At 65.9% G+C, this 17,547-nt stretch carries 16 protein-coding genes; 9 read left to right on the top strand and 7 right to left on the bottom strand.

Translation table 11 applies throughout. From position 1 onward, the window contains the following. Positions 1–94: 94 nt before the first annotated feature. From EG850_RS04415 to EG850_RS04405, 3 genes are read right to left on the bottom strand one after another with little or no spacing between them, the layout of a single operon-like run. Positions 95–1,333, bottom strand: coding sequence for an ABC transporter permease (locus tag EG850_RS04415; protein WP_124970545.1), 1,239 nt, complete (start codon positions 1,331–1,333; stop codon positions 95–97). Then, positions 1,330–2,127: an ABC transporter ATP-binding protein gene (locus EG850_RS04410; protein WP_124970542.1), complete on the bottom strand. Its 798-nt coding sequence runs from the start codon at positions 2,125–2,127 to the stop codon at positions 1,330–1,332. Before EG850_RS04410 ends, EG850_RS04415 begins: the two co-directional genes overlap by 4 nt. Continuing rightward, positions 2,124–3,275 (bottom strand): efflux RND transporter periplasmic adaptor subunit, encoded by a 1,152-nt coding sequence (locus tag EG850_RS04405; protein WP_124970539.1) that lies wholly within the window; start codon positions 3,273–3,275, stop codon positions 2,124–2,126. The genes EG850_RS04410 and EG850_RS04405 overlap by 4 nt, the downstream gene beginning before the upstream one ends. Positions 3,276–3,563: 288 nt before the next feature. Here EG850_RS04405 and sucC point away from each other — a divergent pair, with 288 nt between their 5' ends. The 8 genes from sucC (at position 3,564) to EG850_RS04365 (ending at position 12,186) form a co-directional block, all read left to right on the top strand. Next, a complete protein-coding gene (gene sucC / locus EG850_RS04400; RefSeq protein ID WP_124970536.1) occupies positions 3,564–4,733 on the top strand; it encodes an ADP-forming succinate--CoA ligase subunit beta in 1,170 nt (389 codons plus the stop codon). 30 nt (positions 4,734–4,763) lie between these two features. Next, on the top strand, positions 4,764–5,648 hold the full coding sequence (sucD, locus tag EG850_RS04395) for a succinate--CoA ligase subunit alpha (RefSeq protein WP_124970533.1): 885 nt from the start codon (positions 4,764–4,766) through the stop codon (positions 5,646–5,648). Positions 5,649–5,778: 130 nt separating this feature from the next. Then, a complete protein-coding gene (locus EG850_RS04390; protein WP_124970530.1) occupies positions 5,779–7,320 on the top strand; it encodes a cell division protein PerM in 1,542 nt (513 codons plus the stop codon). Positions 7,321–7,464: 144 nt separating this feature from the next. Next, a complete protein-coding gene (gene purN / locus EG850_RS04385; RefSeq protein WP_124970527.1) occupies positions 7,465–8,079 on the top strand; it encodes a phosphoribosylglycinamide formyltransferase in 615 nt (204 codons plus the stop codon). Continuing rightward, entirely contained in the window at positions 8,076–9,683 is a 1,608-nt protein-coding gene (gene purH, locus EG850_RS04380) for a bifunctional phosphoribosylaminoimidazolecarboxamide formyltransferase/IMP cyclohydrolase (RefSeq protein ID WP_124970525.1), read from the top strand. The genes purN and purH overlap by 4 nt, the downstream gene beginning before the upstream one ends. Before the next feature lie 45 nt (positions 9,684–9,728). Next, positions 9,729–10,967, top strand: coding sequence for a hypothetical protein (locus tag EG850_RS04375; protein ID WP_124970522.1), 1,239 nt, complete (start codon positions 9,729–9,731; stop codon positions 10,965–10,967). Between the two features lie 103 nt (positions 10,968–11,070). Beyond that, positions 11,071–11,277: a hypothetical protein gene (locus EG850_RS04370; protein WP_124970519.1), complete on the top strand. Its 207-nt coding sequence runs from the start codon at positions 11,071–11,073 to the stop codon at positions 11,275–11,277. Positions 11,278–11,310: 33 nt separating this feature from the next. Then, complete coding sequence (locus tag EG850_RS04365) at positions 11,311–12,186, top strand: hypothetical protein (protein ID WP_124970516.1); 876 nt, start codon at positions 11,311–11,313, stop codon at positions 12,184–12,186. A 21-nt stretch (positions 12,187–12,207) separates the two neighbouring features. Here EG850_RS04365 and EG850_RS04360 read toward each other — a convergent pair whose 3' ends face one another. The 4 genes from EG850_RS04360 to EG850_RS04345 form a co-directional block, all read right to left on the bottom strand. Further along, positions 12,208–13,194 carry an IS481 family transposase gene (locus EG850_RS04360; protein WP_124970512.1) on the bottom strand — a complete coding sequence of 329 codons (987 nt, stop codon included), beginning with the start codon at positions 13,192–13,194 and terminating at the stop codon, positions 12,208–12,210. A 51-nt stretch (positions 13,195–13,245) separates the two neighbouring features. Further along, the gene (locus tag EG850_RS04355) at positions 13,246–14,013 is read right to left on the bottom strand and encodes a MerR family transcriptional regulator (protein ID WP_124970509.1); all 768 of its coding nucleotides are present in this window, start codon (positions 14,011–14,013) and stop codon (positions 13,246–13,248) included. Positions 14,014–14,026: 13 nt separating this feature from the next. Continuing rightward, the gene (locus tag EG850_RS04350; protein WP_214609505.1) at positions 14,027–14,932 is read right to left on the bottom strand and encodes a DUF2268 domain-containing protein; all 906 of its coding nucleotides are present in this window, start codon (positions 14,930–14,932) and stop codon (positions 14,027–14,029) included. A gap of 73 nt (positions 14,933–15,005) precedes the next feature. Then, complete coding sequence (locus EG850_RS04345) at positions 15,006–15,458, bottom strand: GNAT family N-acetyltransferase (protein ID WP_124970503.1); 453 nt, start codon at positions 15,456–15,458, stop codon at positions 15,006–15,008. A 161-nt stretch (positions 15,459–15,619) separates the two neighbouring features. On the opposite strand from EG850_RS04345, the gene EG850_RS04340 reads away from it, so the two are divergent. Continuing rightward, positions 15,620–17,485 (top strand): MinD/ParA family ATP-binding protein, encoded by a 1,866-nt coding sequence (locus EG850_RS04340; RefSeq protein WP_124970500.1) that lies wholly within the window; start codon positions 15,620–15,622, stop codon positions 17,483–17,485. The last annotated feature ends 62 nt before the right edge of the window (positions 17,486–17,547 follow it).

Here is a 17,547-nt window from a genome sequence, read left to right as displayed (position 1 = left end):
ACTTCGAGAACCTCAGTGCACCGCTCGATGGACCAACATCGCTGGGTGGTCGAGTAGGAGCGCAGCGACGGATCGAGACCGCCGCCGCTCTGCCCTAGAACCGGATCGCCTCGATGATCTGCACGCGCGTGGCCTTCAGTGCAGGCAACGCACCCGCCAATGCACCAACCACCGTCGAGGCCGCGAGTCCAATCAACGCCGCCTCAATCGGGAAGGCGCTGTGGTCATACACGCCCATCGATTCCAGCCACGTCTCCATGAACGAGTTCTGCAGCAGCGCAATCGCAATCATCACGCCGACGAGCCCCGCCACAAACGTGGCCACTACCGATTCGAGCAACACACCAAAGAAGATGCGTCCGCTCGTCGCACCGTAACTACGCCGAATACCTATTTCGCGCACGCGATGCTGCATCGTCACGAGGTTGATGTTCACGAGTCCGAGCGCACCGAGCAAGAACATGCCGACGGCCGCCGCGATCACACCGGTCTGCAGACTCGCGAGCTGATCGGCACCAAACTTCGCCCAGTCTTCACGAGAAGCGGTTACATCCAGCGATTTGCCGAGTTGGTGGTTGAGCTGTTGCGCAAACTGGTCGGCGATGTCTTCCGGCACCCACATGGCGATCTTGCCGCCACTGTCGCTCGTCTCGTTCTTGACGACCTTGTCCATGCCCGAATAGAGCATGAAGGCCGTCGGTGTATCCCACTCACTCATCGCCGATGACACACCAACTATCACTGCCTGCTGGCTGCGGTCACCTGAAACGAGCGTCATACCCGGGTTGGTGGCGATATCGGGCGAACCCAATTGCATCCATAGGGCGTGGTTGACGACGACTGCGGGCGCGAGTCGCTGCGCATCGTCCGCCACCAAGAACCGGCCCTGCTCGAGATGCACGCGATAGAGCGTCTCGTAGCTCGGGTCGACGGCATTGATCGAGAAGTCGATCTGCGCCACCGGTGTCCACGCGCGCGAGTTGTACTGGGCGACATGCGTCCACGAGGTCACCCCGAAGTCGTTCGGGAGCCGCTCGAGTCGATCGCGTTTCGCCTGCTCATCGCCGCTCGGCAGCGTCACGGTGACCGTTGCGGTGCGCCCTGATTGCCGCTCGCCGGTCTGAATCATCATGTCGCGCATGATCGTGCCGAGTCCGAGAGCACCGGTCAGGCCGACGACGGCCACCGTGATGCCAACGAGCGCGAGCAGAATGCGCAAGCGATTGACGCGCAACTCATTCCACGCATCCACGATCATTGCTGCGATTGCGGTGCTGCGGCCGCCCGATTCCGAGGCGCGCGCGAGCACGCGACGTTCCTTCACCGTGCTCATGCGTGTACCTCCCGGCGGGAAGCTCCGCGCACCGCATCCGATCGCAGTGCGGCCTCGGCTTCGTCGAGCGTGCACTCACGAAGCACGCCGTCTTGCAGCATGACGATGCGTTCGGCGGTCGCAGCCACCTGCAGGTCGTGCGTGATGGTGACGAGGGCGGCGCCGGTCTCGCGGCTCATGCGCGCGAGGAGATCCATCACGGCGTTGCCGGTACCAACATCGAGCGCGCCGGTCGGCTCATCGGCGAGGATGAGCGCGGGCCTGCGCACGAGCGCGCGGGCGGTGGCAACACGTTGCTGTTCGCCACCCGAGAGCTGGCGTGGCAATTGGTCACCGCGATCACCGAGTCCGACCTCGGCGAGCATCTCGCGAGCAAGCTTGTCGCGTGACCAAAACTGGCCGGGGGAGCCGTAGAGGAGCGGCATCACCACGTTCTCGTGGGCAGTGCGGCCCTCCAGCAGATTGAACTGCTGAAACACGAAACCAACCGAGCGCCCGCGCAAGCGTGCGAGCGACGCCTGCGACAGGCCAGCTGAGTCGCGGCCGCGAAAGCGGATCGATCCGCTCGTCGGGCGATCGATGAGGCCGAGCAGGTTGAGCAGCGTCGTCTTGCCGGCACCCGAGCGTCCCAGCACTGCGATGCGTTCGCCAGCGCCGACGCGCAGGTCGACACCGCGCAGGATGCGCAGGGTCTCGCCATCGGGCAGCGTCACCTCGCGCGTCACCCCGGAAACTTCGAGCACCGCATCCGAGCTGACGAGGCGACCGTCAATGAGTGTGGCGCGATGGCTCATCCTTCGCCGCCCTGTTCTTCGACGCCCTGACCCTCTTCGGGGGCCGCCGGTTCCGAACCGTTCTCTTCGATGACGACCTCCGGGCCGAAACCGCCCATGCCGTCGGGCTTCGCCACTGGCACCTCGCTCGGCACGTACTGCAGGATGGTCTGGCCCTGTTCGAGGCCTGACTTCACCTCAATGAAGGTGCCGTCAGTGAGGCCGAGTTCCACGCGCACCTCGAGCGGCGGACCGCCGGCGGGGTTCGGGGTGTAGACAATGCCGGTCGCGTAGTCGCCCTTCACCGCAGTGACGGGCACGACGAGCACATCGGATGCGGTGCCGGCGACGACCTCGATCGAGGCGTTGAGCCCGGCGAACACCGACTGGTCAGCGGGCACGGCGCAACGCACCTGGCCGGTCACCTTCGAAGCATCGGGATTCGTGCTGCCGGCAGAAGGGTCGGCAGGCTGGTCCGACGCAGCAGGCTTCTTCGGATCGGCGCTCGGCGGCGCCCCAATCTGCACATTGCTGCACTCAAACGGAGCCGGGCCACCCGAGATAGTGACCTTCGCGGTCGACGGCTGGTTGAGCATCCGGTACTGCATCGCGGCGGTGAGGTCGGCGACGACGGTAAACGTGCCCGGGCCGATCTGGCCGACTTCTTCGCCGATCGTCACGTTCTGCTTGATGAGCACATTGAAGCCCGAAATCACGCCATCGGCCGGGGCAGTGATCGAGTGATACTGATAGATCGGCTCGGGACTCGGGGCCGGAGGTGCAGGCTTATCGGGGTCGTCCGAGACCGGGGCCTCGGGATTCGTTTGGCCGATTTGCTCGCGCACGTCGAAGAGCACTTGGCCGCGATTCACCTTGTCGCCGTTCTTCACGAACACATCAGTGATCGTGCCCTGCTCGGTCGCGCGAATCGGTACGCCAGCATCGGCTGAAACTGAGCCCTGAATCGTGAAGGAGTTCACGACCGTCGAGCGATCAACCGTCACGGTCGGCGTTTCGAGCGTGCCGGTCGGCACCATTGCATCCGCTTCGGAGGTACCGGAGAAGAAAGCAAGCTTCACCAGCGTCGCCGCCACTATCGAGCCGATAACGACCCAGACAATCGAAAAAATGAGCTTGCGGCGGGCTGCGCGTGGTGGAGCGGTAGTCATACTTCGACCCTGGCACGGGGCGGTAATTGACGTACGGGGGATATCCCCACTGTGCCCGGTAGATAACTCCCGAGTTCATCCCCGCGAAAGCGAACCAGATTCATTTCTGAACGGTCGTTCAGGAGGGGTAGGCTGGCAGACGGTGCGCACGGAGACGACGGCACAGCAGCACGAAGCGATGACAGCCCAGTGCGAATGCGTTCGCCATGCGTGTGAGTGCGCTCCGCTTTCTCAAACCATGCTCTCCAGAGCGAAGCAAACGCGGCATGGCCGCGGATGGGATGCAACGTGGATCTTTTCGAGTATCAGGCGCGTGACCTGTTCGAAGCGCACGGTGTGCCGGTGCTGGCCGGTATCGTCGCCGAAACCCCCGAAGAAGTGAAGGCCGCAGCTGAGAAGCTCGGCGGCGTGACCGTCGTCAAGGCGCAGGTCAAGGTTGGCGGCCGCGGTAAGGCCGGCGGCGTCAAGGTCGCGAAGAACCCGGATGAGGCCTACGAGGCCGCGCAGAAGATCCTCGGTCTCGACATCAAGGGTCACATCGTCGAGCGCGTTATGGTCGCTGCTGGCGCCGACATCGCTGAGGAGTACTACTTCTCGGTGCTGCTAGACCGCGCGAACCGCAACTACCTCGCCATGTGCTCGGTTGAGGGTGGCATGGAGATCGAGCAGCTCGCTGAAGAGCGCCCCGAGGCCCTCGCGAAGGTCGCCATCGACCCGATCGTCGGCATCGACGACGCTAAGGCCCGCGAGATCGCCGAGCAGGCTGGCTTCTCGGCCGAGCTCGTCGAGAAGGTCGCCCCCGTGCTCGTGAAGCTCTACGAGGTTTACCGCGACGAAGACGCGACCCTCGTTGAGGTCAACCCGCTCGTGCTCACCGGCGGCGGCGACATCGTTGCCCTCGACGGCAAGGTCACCCTCGACGACAACGCCGAGTTCCGTCACCCCGAGCACACTGCGCTCGCCGAGGTCGCTGGTACCACTGACCCGCTCGAGCTCAAGGCGAAGGAAAACGACCTCAACTACGTCAAGCTCGACGGCCAGGTCGGCATCATCGGTAACGGTGCTGGTCTCGTCATGTCGACCCTCGACGTCGTTGCCGGTGCTGGCAAGAACCACGGCGGCGTGACCCCCGCGAACTTCCTTGACATCGGTGGTGGCGCCTCGGCTGAGGTCATGGCTGCCGGCCTCGACGTCATCCTCGGCGACGAGCAGGTCAAGAGCGTGTTCGTTAACGTCTTCGGTGGCATCACCGCTTGTGACGCGGTCGCCAACGGCATCGTCGGCGCCCTCAAGTCGCTCGGTGACTCGGCTTCGAAGCCGCTCGTCGTTCGCCTCGACGGCAACAACGTGGTCGAGGGTCGCCAGATCCTCGCCGACTTCAACCACCCGCTCGTCACCGTCGTCGAGACCATGGACGAGGCTGCCGACAAGGCTGCCGAACTCGCGAACGCCGCCTAGGCCCGAAGCACTGAGAAGGATTCAGACAACATGGCAATTTTTCTTGACGAGAACTCCGTCATCATCGTCCAGGGCATCACGGGCTCGGAAGGCACCAAGCACGCGACTCGCATGCTCGAAGCCGGCGCCAACGTCGTAGGTGGCACCAACCCCCGCAAGGCGGGCCAGACCATCGAACTCGTCGGCAAGGAACTGCCGATCTTCGGCACCGTGAAGGAAGCCATGGAGGCGACCGGTGCGAACGTCACCGTCATCTTCGTGCCGCCGGCCTTCGCCAAGGATGCAATCATCGAGGCCGTCGAGGCCGAGATTCCGCTCGCCGTTGCCATCACCGAGGGCATCCCGGTGAAGGACTCGGCTGAGGCCTGGACCCGTGCCAAGGAGGTCGGCAAGACCCGACTCATCGGCCCGAACTGCCCCGGCATCATCTCGCCCGAGGTCTCGCTCGCGGGCATCACCCCGGCGAACATCACCGGCAAGGGCCCGATCGGTCTCGTGTCGAAGTCGGGCACCCTGACTTACCAGATGATGTACGAGTTGCGCGACATCGGCATCTCGACCGCCATCGGTATTGGTGGCGACCCGGTCATCGGCACCACCCACATCGACGCACTTGCGGCGTTCGAGGCTGACCCCGACACGAAGGCCATCGTCATGATCGGTGAGATCGGTGGCGACGCTGAAGAGCGCGCAGCCGAGTTCATCAAGGGGAACGTCACCAAGCCCGTCGTGGGCTACGTGGCCGGCTTCACCGCACCCGAGGGCAAGACCATGGGTCACGCCGGTGCAATCGTGACCGGTTCGGCCGGTACCGCGCAGGCGAAGAAGGAGGCCCTCGAGGCCGCCGGCGTGCGCGTGGGCACCACCCCGACCGAAACCGCGAACATCATGAAGGAAATCTTCGCTTCGCTCTAGGTTGTAGCTCACTTGTAGCTCAAGAGGCGGGTCAGACTTCGGTCTGGCCCGCCTTTTCGTGCGGGCCGGGCACTGAAGCGCGGCGCGGAACCCAGTTGCATGAATCACTCTCGACTACCCTCATAACGCCATGACTCGCCCCGCCACGCTGATCGCTCTGCTCGCCGACGCCGTACTCTGCGCGCTCGCGGGCATCGGCGTGCCGCTACTCATCGCCACCATTGGCTGGCTGTCAACGGCTGGTTGGAACGAGATCGGTTGGTCGACGCTCGTCGACATCGCCTCAGCCCTCTGGGCGCTCGGCCTCGGCGGGGGAGTGGGCATCACGATCGCGCCCGAATTCCTGCCGCAGCTTCAGCTCGCCGAACCCTTCGCGTTCGTCATCTCGCTCGCACCCCTCGCCTTCGCCATCCTCATCGCCTGGGTCGGCTGGCATGCCGGTGCTCGCACGAGCGACGATGATTCGCCCTGGCTGGGACTCGGCGTTGGCACCTTCGCGTTTGCCATCGCATCCTGGCTCTCGCTGCAATTCGCCTCACCCGGCATGGTGCGCATCGATACCGCCGGGGCCGTCATCACCGGCACTCTGCTCTGGCTCGCCGCCATGCTCATCGGCGTGCGCGTGTGGGAGTTTGTGCCCTGGCAACAGTGGCTCGGTAAGCGCACCGATGCGGTGATGACGCGACTCGGCGCGGCCCTGCGCACTGGTGCGGGCCTACTCGCCGGCGCGGTGGCGCTCGCATCGTTGCTGTTGCTCGTATCCGTCTTCACCGGCATGGGCCGCGTGATCGGACTCATGCAGGCCCTGCACCTCGATGTGTGGGGCGTGATCGCGCTCTCGCTCGTGCAGCTCGCCTATGTGCCGACGCTCATCAGCTGGGCAATTTCGTGGATGCTCGGCCCGGGGTTCGCGCTCGGCTCTGGTTCGCTCGCTGGTCCCGGCGGCACCGAGGCAGGACCGCTGCCGATTGCACCGCTCATGGGATTGATTCCGGATGCGTTGCCGCCCGTGTGGTGGGCAGTCGTCGTGCTCCCGCTCGCGATGGCAGTGGGCATCACGATGCTCGCCCGGATGCGCACACCCGACCCCGAGGTGGCGCCCTGGTGGGATCGCTTCGTCGCTCCCGTCGGTGGCGCGCTCGTCGCTGCGCTCGTGCTTGGCGTACTCGCACATCTCTCGCGCGGGGCACTCGGCCCCGGCCGCCTCATTGACTTTGGTCCGGCGCCGGGCTGGGTCATGCTCGCGGCGTTCGGCATCTTCGCCGCTGGTGGTGTGATTGGCGCCTACCTGCCGCTCACGACAGTCGACTCGGATGCATCGGAGCAGGGCCCGGGTCTCGGCGCGCGGCTGCGTGGTTTCGTGTTCGCCGAAGGTGACGATGAACCTGAGTCGGCGGAGCCCGAGGTCAAGGCTGCTGACAAGCCGACTGCACGGGTGGAGGGGACGTCGAACACGATCGACCTCAGCGAGGTGCGGGCTGAGCGGGCGAAGCGTGAGCGGGAGGAAGCTCGGACCACCATGCCGAAGGTGCAGCCCCGCGAGCCAGTTGCGAAGCCTGCCCCGAAGGAAGCCCCGCGCCGTTCGAAATCGGCGCCCGATGGTGACCTATCCGACGTGTTGCGTCGCCCCGACGAGCCAGACATTTACGCCGACCTCGACGACGAGTTGTAGCGGGGCGTCTCGATACGGCCTTCGGCCTACTCGACGAACCAAGTTTGGTTGGTCGAGTAAGCGAAGCGCATCGAGACCACGGCGGCGGGGCCTCGCGAGCCGCAGCACACGCGGGGGCACGAGCCCGCGCGGTAGACTCGGCTAGTGCTCAAGCTTGTCGTTCTCATTTCTGGCACCGGTTCTAACCTCCGGGCGCTCCTCGAGTCTCTCGACCAGCACAGCGCGCTTGACCAGCACAGCACCCCGATCAACGCCCGCGTCGTCGCGATTGGCGCTGACACCGAGCAGGCGAACCTCGCGCTCGCCGACGAGTTCGGCATCCCGAGCTTCGTGATCAAGCCCCGCGACTACGAGAACCGCGCCGAGTGGGGCGATGCGCTCCTCGACCGCATCCAGAGCTACGAACCCGACCTCACCGTACTCAGCGGCTTCATGCGCCTCGTGCCCCCGCGAGTGGTCGACGTACTCTCGCCCGAGCTCCTCAACACGCATCCGGCCTTCCTGCCCGAGTTTCCGGGTGCCCACGCCGTGCGCGACGCGCTCGCGGCCGGCGCCACCGAAACCGGCGCGACCATGATGATCGTCGACAACGGCGTCGACACCGGCCCGATCATCGAGCAGCACCGCATCCCAATTCACCCTGACGACACCGAGGCGACGCTCCACGAGCGCATCAAGGTCGTCGAACGCCAACTTCTCATCGACACGGTCCGCCGCATCGCCGACGGCACCATCAACCTCAAGGAGATTGCCGCATGAGCGCACCGAAGATCACCGAAGCTCGCCGCGAGCGTGACCGCATCGAGGTGCGCCGCGCGCTCATTTCGGTGAGTGACAAGACGGGCGTACTCGAACTTGCGCAGGCGCTCGCCGAGGCAGGCGTCGAGATCGTATCGACCGGTTCAACCGCGCAGAAGATCCGCGACACCGGCATCGACGTCACGGATGCTTCGGCAGTGACCGGCTTTCCCGAGATCCTCGACGGCCGCGTCAAGACGCTCCACCCGCACGTGCACGGGGGCCTACTCGCTGACCTCCGCCTCGACTCGCACGAGCGCCAGCTCGACGAGCTCGGTATTGCGCCGTTCGAACTCGTCGTTGTGAACCTCTACCCGTTCGCCGAGACGGTCGCTTCGGGCGCCGAATACGAGGATGCGGTCGAGCAGATCGACATCGGCGGACCGGCCATGGTGCGTGCGAGCGCGAAGAACCACGCGAACGTGGCGATTGTCGTCGATCCGGCCGGATACGACGAGATCATCGCCGCAATCAAGGCTGGCGGCACGACTGCCGCGCAGCGTCGACAACTGGCCGCGGCCGCGTTCAAGCACACTGCCGAGTACGACGCGACGGTGTCGGGGTGGTTTGCGCAGGTGCTGGATGCGCAGGGCGCGAGCTTCCCTGCAGAACTCACCGTGAGCGCATCCCGCGAAGCGACCCTGCGCTATGGCGAAAACTCGCACCAGCAGGCCGCGCTCTACCGCAGCGCAGGCGGCGCCGGCATTGCTCAGGCGACGCAACTGCACGGCAAGGAGATGTCGTACAACAACTACGTCGACGCCGATGCCGCGCTGCGCGCCGCCTACGACTTCGCCGACCCGGCCGTCGCGATCATCAAGCACGCGAACCCCTGTGGCATTGCGGTCGCCCCGACCGACGCCGCCAACGAGGCTGAGGCCATCGCCGAAGCTCACCGTCGCGCCCACGCCTGCGATCCGCTCTCAGCATTCGGTGGCGTGGTCGCCGCGAACCGCTCGGTCTCGGTCGAGATGGCCACCACCCTCGCCGATATCTTCACCGAGGTTGTGGTTGCCCCCGGCTTCGATGAGGGCGCCGCTGAGATCCTCATGGCGAAGAAGAACATTCGCCTGCTCACGCTGCCAGCCGACTACGCCCGCGAAGACATTGAGCTGCGACAGATTTCGGGCGGTTTCCTCGCCCAGAGCGCCGATGTGTTCCCCGCCGAGGGCCTCTCGAGCAGCTGGGAGCTCGTCACCGGCGACGCCGCCGACGACGCCACCCTGCGCGACCTCGAATTCGCCTGGCGCGCCTGCCGCGCGGTGAAGTCGAACGCGATCCTGCTCGCAAACGATGGCGCCTCGGTCGGCGTCGGCATGGGCCAGGTCAACCGCGTCGACTCCTGCCACCTCGCCGTCAACCGGGCGGGCGAACGCGCAGCGGGTTCGGTCGCCGCATCCGATGCTTTCTTCCCCTTTGCTGACGGCCCGCAGGTGCTTATCGACGCCGGTGTGCGTGCGATCGTGCAGCCCGGCGGTTCGATTCGCGATGACGAGGTCAAGGCGGCGGCTGAAGCGGCTGGCGTCACCATGTACTTCACCGGCGAGCGCCACTTCTTCCACTAGGCCGCGCGCAGCGCACCACGACCGAGCCCCACTGAAACGGACAACGTGACCACTCCCGCCTCCCGCCCGACGAACGCAATTTTCGGCGCCGCCCTTGCGGCAGCCGCCGTCACCCTCGCCGGCACGCTCTACCAGACGAACCAGCGCGACCTCACCTTCGTGCTCACTCCCGGCCAGACCTTCGGTACCGCCTTTGGCCTCGCCGCACTGCCGGTGCTCGTCTATCTGCTCGTGCTCGTTGGCTTCGGCTATCTCGGGATGCTGCGCACCTGGTGGGGCGGGCTCGTCGCGGGTGCGGTCGGCGTACTCCTCGGTGGCACGATCGGTTACATCGTGCAGATCCTCACCAACGGTCTGCCGCTTGACGGCTCGGCCTGGGGTGCGATTTTCAGCGAGTTCATCGGCCTCAACTTCCCGTTCACCGTCGCGGGCCTCCTCGCCGGCGCGCTCATTGCGCCGCCCGCGTTTCGCGCGCTCGCAGGCATTGAGCAGGATGCACCGGCTCGCCAAAGCGCGGCCGTAGCGGCCTCGACGAGCGCACCCGGCTCGGCCTTCCTCCGCATCCCTTCCGATGCCTTTCTCGAGAACGCGAGCGATGAGTCGAAGGATGCGGCAAACGACCAGTGGGAAGCGCTTGTCTCGACGTTCGAAGACCACGGCTGGGGCACGCAAGCCGTGCCCACGGCCGCGCACGAGGCCGACTCGGTGTTCGTTGGCGACACCGCGCTCGTGCTCGGTGAGCAGGTCGTGCTGGCGCGCCCGAAGGGCGATGCCCGCCGGGCTGAACTCGCGGCCGTGAAAGAAACGCTCATTGACGCTGGCGCCGTGCTCGACGAGCTCGAAGCACCCGCAGTGCTCGACCCGGCCGATGTGGTCGCCGGTGACGGCGTGCTCTTCGTCGGTATCGGTGGTGCGACGAATGCCTCGGCGCTGCGAGGCCTGCGTCGTCTCGTCGAACCGCGCGGCTACCGCGTGGTCGGTGTGCAGGTGACCCAGGGCATCCGCCTCAGCGAAGTGCTTTCGGTGCTGCCCGACGGCACGTTGCTTGCTTGGCCCGGCGCCATCGAAACCCCGAGCGTGCTCGGTCGCTACCTCGCGGTTGACGAGCCGCGTGGCGCGGCGGTCGTGGCACTCGATGAGCGCACGATTGCGATTTCGAATTCGGCCGGCGGTACGGCCCGGATGCTCGGCAACCTTGGCTATGAAGTAGTCACGCTCGACATTTCGGAGTTTGAGCGCGCAGGTGGTTCGCTGCCGCGTCTCTCGCTGCGCTCGCGCGATTAGGCGTTTAGCGACTGCTCATGCCTTGTTGAGAACCCTGTTCACTTTCGCCTGACATGTTGCTCCGGTGCACTAGCAAGTGCATCGCAACGAAAGGCGCATCCGCGTGGGACTCTTCGACCGATTCCGTTCATCCGGCCTGGACCAGCCCGAAGCGCAGCCGCAGGCGCCGCGGGTGCAGAGCCCCGAGTTCATTGCGCGCCTCGCGCAAGAGCCCGAACCACAGCTCGTACCAAGCGCGCAGTTCTGGGTCACCGACGAACTTGAGCGTGCGCGCAACGAGGTCGACGTCGACGGCATGCTCAAGCTCTAGGACGCGGTGCCAGTGGGCCTTCGCTCCTGGCTCATGCAGGAATTTGAAGACGAACCGTTCGAGGTGAGTGACGAGATCATTACGCAGCGTCGGGCGCTCAGCCGCGCGTGGCTCGAGAAGCTCCGCTCGCGCAACGAACCGCAGGCGACGCTGTTCAAAGCCGAGATGCTCATGTCGCTTGCCTGGACGCACCGGGGCTACACGACCCTTGAGAACGTCGACCAAGACGATCGCGACAGCTACCGCGACCTCAATGAAGCGGCCTCCCACGCCTATCTCGACGCTGCCGAGCGGATGGGCAGCGAGGATGTGACTGCGCTCATTCGTGCGCAGGTGGCGACGGCGAATTGGTCGACGCAGTCGATTTGGGAGTTCGCGAGCGAGTGGCGGAAGCACGACCCGTGGAACCGTATTGGCATCTTGCTGCTCATTCGCTTCCTCGACGAACGTTGGGGCGGTGGACCGGAGGCGTGGCTGGGATTCGCGGCCGAGATCGCGGAACACGCGCCGGCTGGCTCAACCGCCTTGGGGCTCGTGCCCTTTGCGATCACCGAGCGCTGGGAATACCTCACGAGCTTCGAGGAAATGACGTTCAGCGACGCCGATCAGCTCGTGTACCAGCTACCGGCGGTCAAGCAGGTGTTGCGGCTCGCCTACGACCGCTATCTGCGCTCGGGTGCAGCGCCCGAGATCGACGAGTTTGTGACCTACGACCTCAATAACTTCATGTGGGCTTGTTACTGGGCCGATCTCGATGATCTCGCGTATGACGCGATGCGTCGACTCGGCGGCAACGTGCGCGCGGAAGTCTGGCAGGGACACCGACTCAACGAACCGCTTGGCGAGTTCACCTACGCGCGCAACTACCTCATCAGCGAGATCGAATACGGCGGCCGCGAGCCGGTGTAGCTCCGCAATACGCGGGGTGCGCTAGATGTACTGACCGGGAACGTTGATCAATCGTGAGAACGGCGGTTGGTTCCCACAGGCCGTGTGGGGCCGATGGTGGTTGTAGTAGTGCAGCCAGCCCTCGAGCTCACCGCGCCGCTCAGCCTCGGAGGTGTAGCAGCGAGCGTAGGCCCAGCCATCGGCCAGGGTGCGGTGGAAACGCTCGACCTTCCCGTTGGTCTGCGGCCGATACGGCCTCGTGCGCTTGTGCCGGATGCCCAGCTCGGCGCAGGTGTCTCGCCACAGGTGTGAACGGTAGGCGCCGCCGTTGTCGGACAGGATCTGCTCGACCGTGACACCGCGGGCGTTGAACCACTCGACAGCCCGAACGAGCACGGCGGCGGCGGTGAGGGAGGTCTCGTCGTCGTGGATCTCGGCATAGGCGACGCGGGAGTGGTCGTCGATGACGGTGTGGACGTAGGCCTTGCCCATGAGCGGATCCCGCCACTTGTTGCGGGGCTTGTCGGGTGTGGCGGCTCGGTTGCGGTCGCCTTGTTGTCGGCCGACGTAGCGCCAGCCGCCGCCGTCGGGGATGTTGCCGAGCTTCTTCACGTCGACGTGCAGCATTGCCCCGGGGTGGTCGTGCTCGTAGCGGCGCACTGGCTCCCCGGTGGCGCGATCGACGTGCGACAGCCGGTTCAGGTGCGCGTCGACCAGGATCCGGTGGACCGTGGACGGTGCGATCCCCAGCCGGCAGGCGAGTTGGACTGGGCCTTCGCGCAGTCGGAGGCGGAGCTGGATGCAGCGCTTCGCGGTGGCGTGGTTGGTCTTGTTCGGTGACCGGTGCGGCCGCGAGGTCCGGTCCTGCATGGACTGGCCTGTGCGGTAGCGGTCGGCCCAGCGCTTCACGGTGGGCCAGGAGACCTGAAACCTGGCGGCGACCTCGCTAATCGGCCAGTCTTGGTCGACCACGAGCTGGGCGACGATCAAGCGGTGGCGCGGCGTGAGGGCAGCGTTCGGATGTGACATGAGGACCTTTCGTGCTACGCCGGGCGGCGCGCAGTGGGACCTGGATGAGTGTCAGGTTGGGCTGACGTGGATCCGTAGTGCTTGGGCCGCGAAGTCGGCGGCTTCGGAGCTTCCGAAGGCGGGATGGAAGTCGGGATTGGTGACGTAGAGGTTGGCCATGCCGAGCACCATGGCGGTCGCGTTGGCCGGGTCGTTGGCATGGGTGGGGGTGCCGGGGATCTGGGCGAACCAGGCGACATGCGCAGCTGCATGGGCCTGTGCCTCGGGGCTCGATGGCCCATGGCCGGCGGCGTGCAGCTCGCCCCAGCGGGCAAGTAGCTGCTCGGCATCGGCCTGGAACTGCTGCTGTTGTGCCAACGTCTTGGCGTGCCACCACTGGTTGGAGGCGTCGAAAGCTTCTTGCCCCCAGCGGGAGACCACCTCGGTCTTGTAGCGGTCGTTGAAGCCCTCGAGCATCATGTCCATGCGGGGCAGACGCCCCTGGCGGCGCATGGCGATGGTGTGCTCGACAGAGGCTATGCGCCGGTCCAGAGCTTCACGGTCACGACGGAGTCTGACGAGGTGCTTCTCCAGGGCAGCTACCTCGTCGGCCTGATCGTGTTCGGAGTCGAGGACTGTGGCGATCTCGTCGAGCGACACCCCGGCGTCGCGCAGCAGCAGGATGCGTTGGAGGCGGGCCACGGAGGTTGGGCCGTAGTAGCGATAGCCGTTGGCGCCGATCCGGTCAGGGGTCAGCAGGCCGATCTGGTGGTAGTGCCGCAGGGCTCGGCCACTGATCCCGGCACGTTGCGCCAGTTGCTGGACGGTCCACTCCACCACGACCCACCCTCCTTCACTGTCCAGTCGTTGCCAGACCCAACTGTGGCAGGGCCACGGCCAGGATGTCGGCTGCGGGGACCGTCACGCAGTCGGCTGCACTGCGACCGGTCGCGGACAGGTAGGCGTTGGCGATTCGGGCACCCGCTGCATAACCCGCCCCGGTGGGCAGGCCCACCGGGGTCCCGCCGAACAGGCGCGCGCTGGCATCGCCCAGAACCCAGGCACTGAAGTCCCGCATCCCGGTCACCCCCAGCCCCTCGACGACCCGCGCCAGCACCGGGTCACTGGTTCGGGTCTGATCGCTGACGAAGTGGGTGAATCCCCGCGCACCGTAGGTCTCGGCAGCGAACAGGTCCGCCAGGCCCTCAGCCACGACGTGCTCACCGACGGTGACGGTCCTGGGGTCCCACACCACGCCGCCGGGCGAGTAGCGCACGTTGTGGTGGAGCTCATGCAGTGCGATGGCCTCCAAACGGTCCAGTACCTGCGAGGTGGGCCAGACGGTGATTGCGATGAAGCCGCTGATCCCGCCGAAGGCCGACAGTCCACGGATCTCGTCCATGAAGTGCTTGTTGTCGGGGTCGCCCAGGACGAGTAGCACGCGAAGGTCAGGCATGGACATGCTCGGGTTGGCTGCTGCCAACCGCTCCAAGCCGTCCTGCACGGCGCGCTCGACCCGACCCCACGCATCGGCTGCTTCCATGGCCTCCAGGCCTTCGAGGACCAGGTCGCGTGGGGCTTCAGGTCCGAAACCGAAGTTCTGGGCATGTACCTGGGCCAGGTCCGGGCCGCCCGGGATGAAGAAGTACATGCCGGCCATCGGCGCCCACAGGGCACGGGCCGCCTCATCCCATTCGCCCGGCTGTGCTTGAGCCAAGCGCCGCATGCCAGCGAGGCTGTCGATCATCGAGACTGTCATGCCCACGACCGTACACATTGACGTTACGGCAAGGTCAATCTCCCGCTTCGATCAACGTCTCCGGTCAGTACAGCTAGAGCACACGCTGGCCAACGACCTCGCCGTAGGGGGTCTCGCCGATGATCTCGAACCCCATGGCGGTGAAGAACTTGCCGGGGCCGAGGTCACCGTCGTCCCACATGGCAGTCACGACCTGGAAGCCGCGTTCCCGCGCCTCGTCGAACACCGCGTTCACGGCGAACGCACCAATGCCCTGACGCTGGTGGTCGGCATCCACGTTCATCCGCAAGATCGTCGAGCGGAAGTGCTCGTCGTCAGCCTCGGCGTTGAACGTCGCCATGATGAAGCCCGCGACCTCGCCGTCGGCAGTCACCACGCGCGGCCACATCGTGTCGGGGTTGACGTACGCCTCGGCGATCGAATGTGACACCGGCGCAACAAAGGCTTCCTGGCCGGGCTTCAGCGTGAGCGTGTTCGCGGCGACAACGTTGTCTGCGGTGAGGGGGCCAATGCGGAGGTCAGTCATAGGGGCAGGCTAACCCGAATCGCCTGACAACTCGCCCCGCCACGGCCTGGCATCCGCTGTGCCCCAGGCCAGCGCCCCTAAACTTGGGCGATACCAGCGGCGTGTCGTTGCTGCCTGGCATCCTGTTTTTCCGCATCCCGCTCACCTGGAGGACGTGACCCATGGCACAGGAATCGACCGACTTCGCCCGCGAACTCGTCGCCCTCATCCGCGCCGATGGCCAGGGTGAATTGCGCGATGGCGACCACGTCACTCGGATGCGCGCGGCCGACGCCGATGAACTGCGCGGCATGGTGATGGAACGCGCCATGGCCGTAGCCGCCGATGAGGGGCGCACGGTGCACGTGCGCACGATTGACGTTGATGGGGTGTACCCGCTCGTGCTCTCGCCCGAGGGCGGGATTGACCAGAACGGTGACATCGAGCCGCTTGCCCCCGGTGACATTGACCTCACGCCCGAAGCTGAGGAACCGGCCGAGGGGTACTCCGACCTGTTCCGCTCGCACGAAGACGGCGAAGACGAGCCACCGACCAATAATGACTCGGTGCACGAAACGATTAGCCTGCCGCGTCCGGGCATGATGGCGCCCCTTCCCGAGGGACCGATGCGCTTCGCGGGCGAGGATGCCGACGGCAACGAGCTCGAGGATGTGGATGACGACGCCGATCTCGACGAGTTCCACGATGAGGCGCTCGATCACGATTTCGACGACCTCGAGTCGGTGGCCGATGAGGTGAATGACGACGCCGAGCGCGCCGATGATGTCGACCCGGATGCTGAACTGGCGTTCGAAGACGAGGATGCGGCAGCTGAGGGTGCTGAGTCAGATAGCGATGATGAGTCAGGCGACGAATCCGCTGACGAGTCGGTCACGGAAGACGCATCGGAGTGGAGCCCCGCCTTCGCGCGCGATGGCCGCCGCGCCCACACACGCGTCTCGCTCGGTGCGGCGCCCGAGCCTCAGCCCGGCTATCCCGAAGTACCGCTTTTCGACGAAGAGCCCCTCGACAAGGTGGCACCACCGCCCGCCCAGACCCCCACGCCGACCCGTCAGTCGGCCCCCGCAGTGACGGCGCGCAACGCATCCGGCGAAGCCCCGACGCTCGATGACTTCTTTGCGGCAAGCGATAAGTCGCGCAAGTCGGTGGCCGAGCAGGGCTGGCGCGCGAGCCTCCGTCGCGCCAGTGGCGGGCTCATTTCACTCGGCCCCGGTGCCCGCGAGCGTGCTGAGCGCGACGAGATCGCAGCGATTCAGCGCCCCTTCGCTGGGCCGCGCACCATCGTGGTCGTGAATCCGAAGGGTGGCGCCCACAAGACGACCGCGACGCTCATGATCGCGGCGACCTTCGGCACCTTCCGCGGCGGCTACACGCTCGCCTGGGACAACAACGAAACGCGTGGCACGCTCGGTTGGCGCTCGCGCCCGGGTGCGACCAAGAACACCGCGGTTGACCTCCTGCGCGAGCTGCCGAAGTTCGAGATTTCGGGCGGCGCGACGATTTCCGATGTCGACCGCTATGTGCGCAACCAGGGCAATGCCAAGTTCGACGTGCTTGCGAGTGATGATGACGCAGCTTCGGCCGCGATCATCGACGACGATGCGTTCAGCCGCCTGCACCGCACGCTGAGCCGCTTCTACCGCATCATGGTCGTCGACACCGGCAACAATATGCGTGCCTCGAACTGGGAGGCAGCGCTTGATGTCGCTGACCAGCTTGTCGTCGTCTCGACGGCCCGCGAAGACACGGCAGCGTCAGCGGCCTGGCTTGCCGATGGTCTGCGCGAGCGCGGCTACGGTGAGCTACTCGCGAACGCAGTGACGATTATTTCCTCGCCGTCGGAGAAGGATGACGAGGATCTGCACCGCAAGCTCGAGGCGCACTTCGCGAAGCTCACGCGAGCGGTGGTGTCGGTGCCCTACGACCAGGAGTTCGTCGGCGGTGGCGAGCTCGACATCCCGCGCCTCCAGCCCGCCACCCGCGAAGCCTGGCGCCGCGCGGCGGCAGTCATCGCGCAGGGCTTGTAGCGGGGCGCGGTCTCAGTGTCGCCGCGGCGAGTACGGTAGAGCCAGCGCGCGGGCAGGCCGCG

The organism is Gulosibacter macacae (assembly GCF_003865375.1).
In the GTDB taxonomy this organism is placed as follows: domain Bacteria; phylum Actinomycetota; class Actinomycetes; order Actinomycetales; family Microbacteriaceae; genus Gulosibacter; species Gulosibacter macacae.
The sequence above is the reverse complement of the archived record's forward strand: the minus strand, read 5'-3'. Positions and strand labels throughout refer to the sequence as shown.

What these genes read in the sequence shown, in the direction of transcription:
- EG850_RS04365 (WP_124970516.1), top strand. Translation starts at nt 11,311, where the DNA reads ATGCAGGAATTTGAAGACGAACCGTTCGAGGTGAGTGACGAGATCATT.
- EG850_RS04340 (WP_124970500.1), top strand. Translation starts at nt 15,620, where the DNA reads ATGGCACAGGAATCGACCGACTTCGCCCGCGAACTCGTCGCCCTCATC.
- EG850_RS04390 (WP_124970530.1), top strand. Translation starts at nt 5,779, where the DNA reads ATGACTCGCCCCGCCACGCTGATCGCTCTGCTCGCCGACGCCGTACTC.
- purH (WP_124970525.1), top strand. Translation starts at nt 8,076, where the DNA reads ATGAGCGCACCGAAGATCACCGAAGCTCGCCGCGAGCGTGACCGCATC.
- EG850_RS04410 (WP_124970542.1), bottom strand. Translation starts at nt 2,127, where the DNA reads ATGAGCCATCGCGCCACACTCATTGACGGTCGCCTCGTCAGCTCGGAT.
- EG850_RS04405 (WP_124970539.1), bottom strand. Translation starts at nt 3,275, where the DNA reads ATGACTACCGCTCCACCACGCGCAGCCCGCCGCAAGCTCATTTTTTCG.
- EG850_RS04350 (WP_214609505.1), bottom strand. Translation starts at nt 14,932, where the DNA reads ATGACAGTCTCGATGATCGACAGCCTCGCTGGCATGCGGCGCTTGGCT.
- EG850_RS04360 (WP_124970512.1), bottom strand. Translation starts at nt 13,194, where the DNA reads ATGTCACATCCGAACGCTGCCCTCACGCCGCGCCACCGCTTGATCGTC.
- EG850_RS04415 (WP_124970545.1), bottom strand. Translation starts at nt 1,333, where the DNA reads ATGAGCACGGTGAAGGAACGTCGCGTGCTCGCGCGCGCCTCGGAATCG.
- sucD (WP_124970533.1), top strand. Translation starts at nt 4,764, where the DNA reads ATGGCAATTTTTCTTGACGAGAACTCCGTCATCATCGTCCAGGGCATC.
- EG850_RS04345 (WP_124970503.1), bottom strand. Translation starts at nt 15,458, where the DNA reads ATGACTGACCTCCGCATTGGCCCCCTCACCGCAGACAACGTTGTCGCC.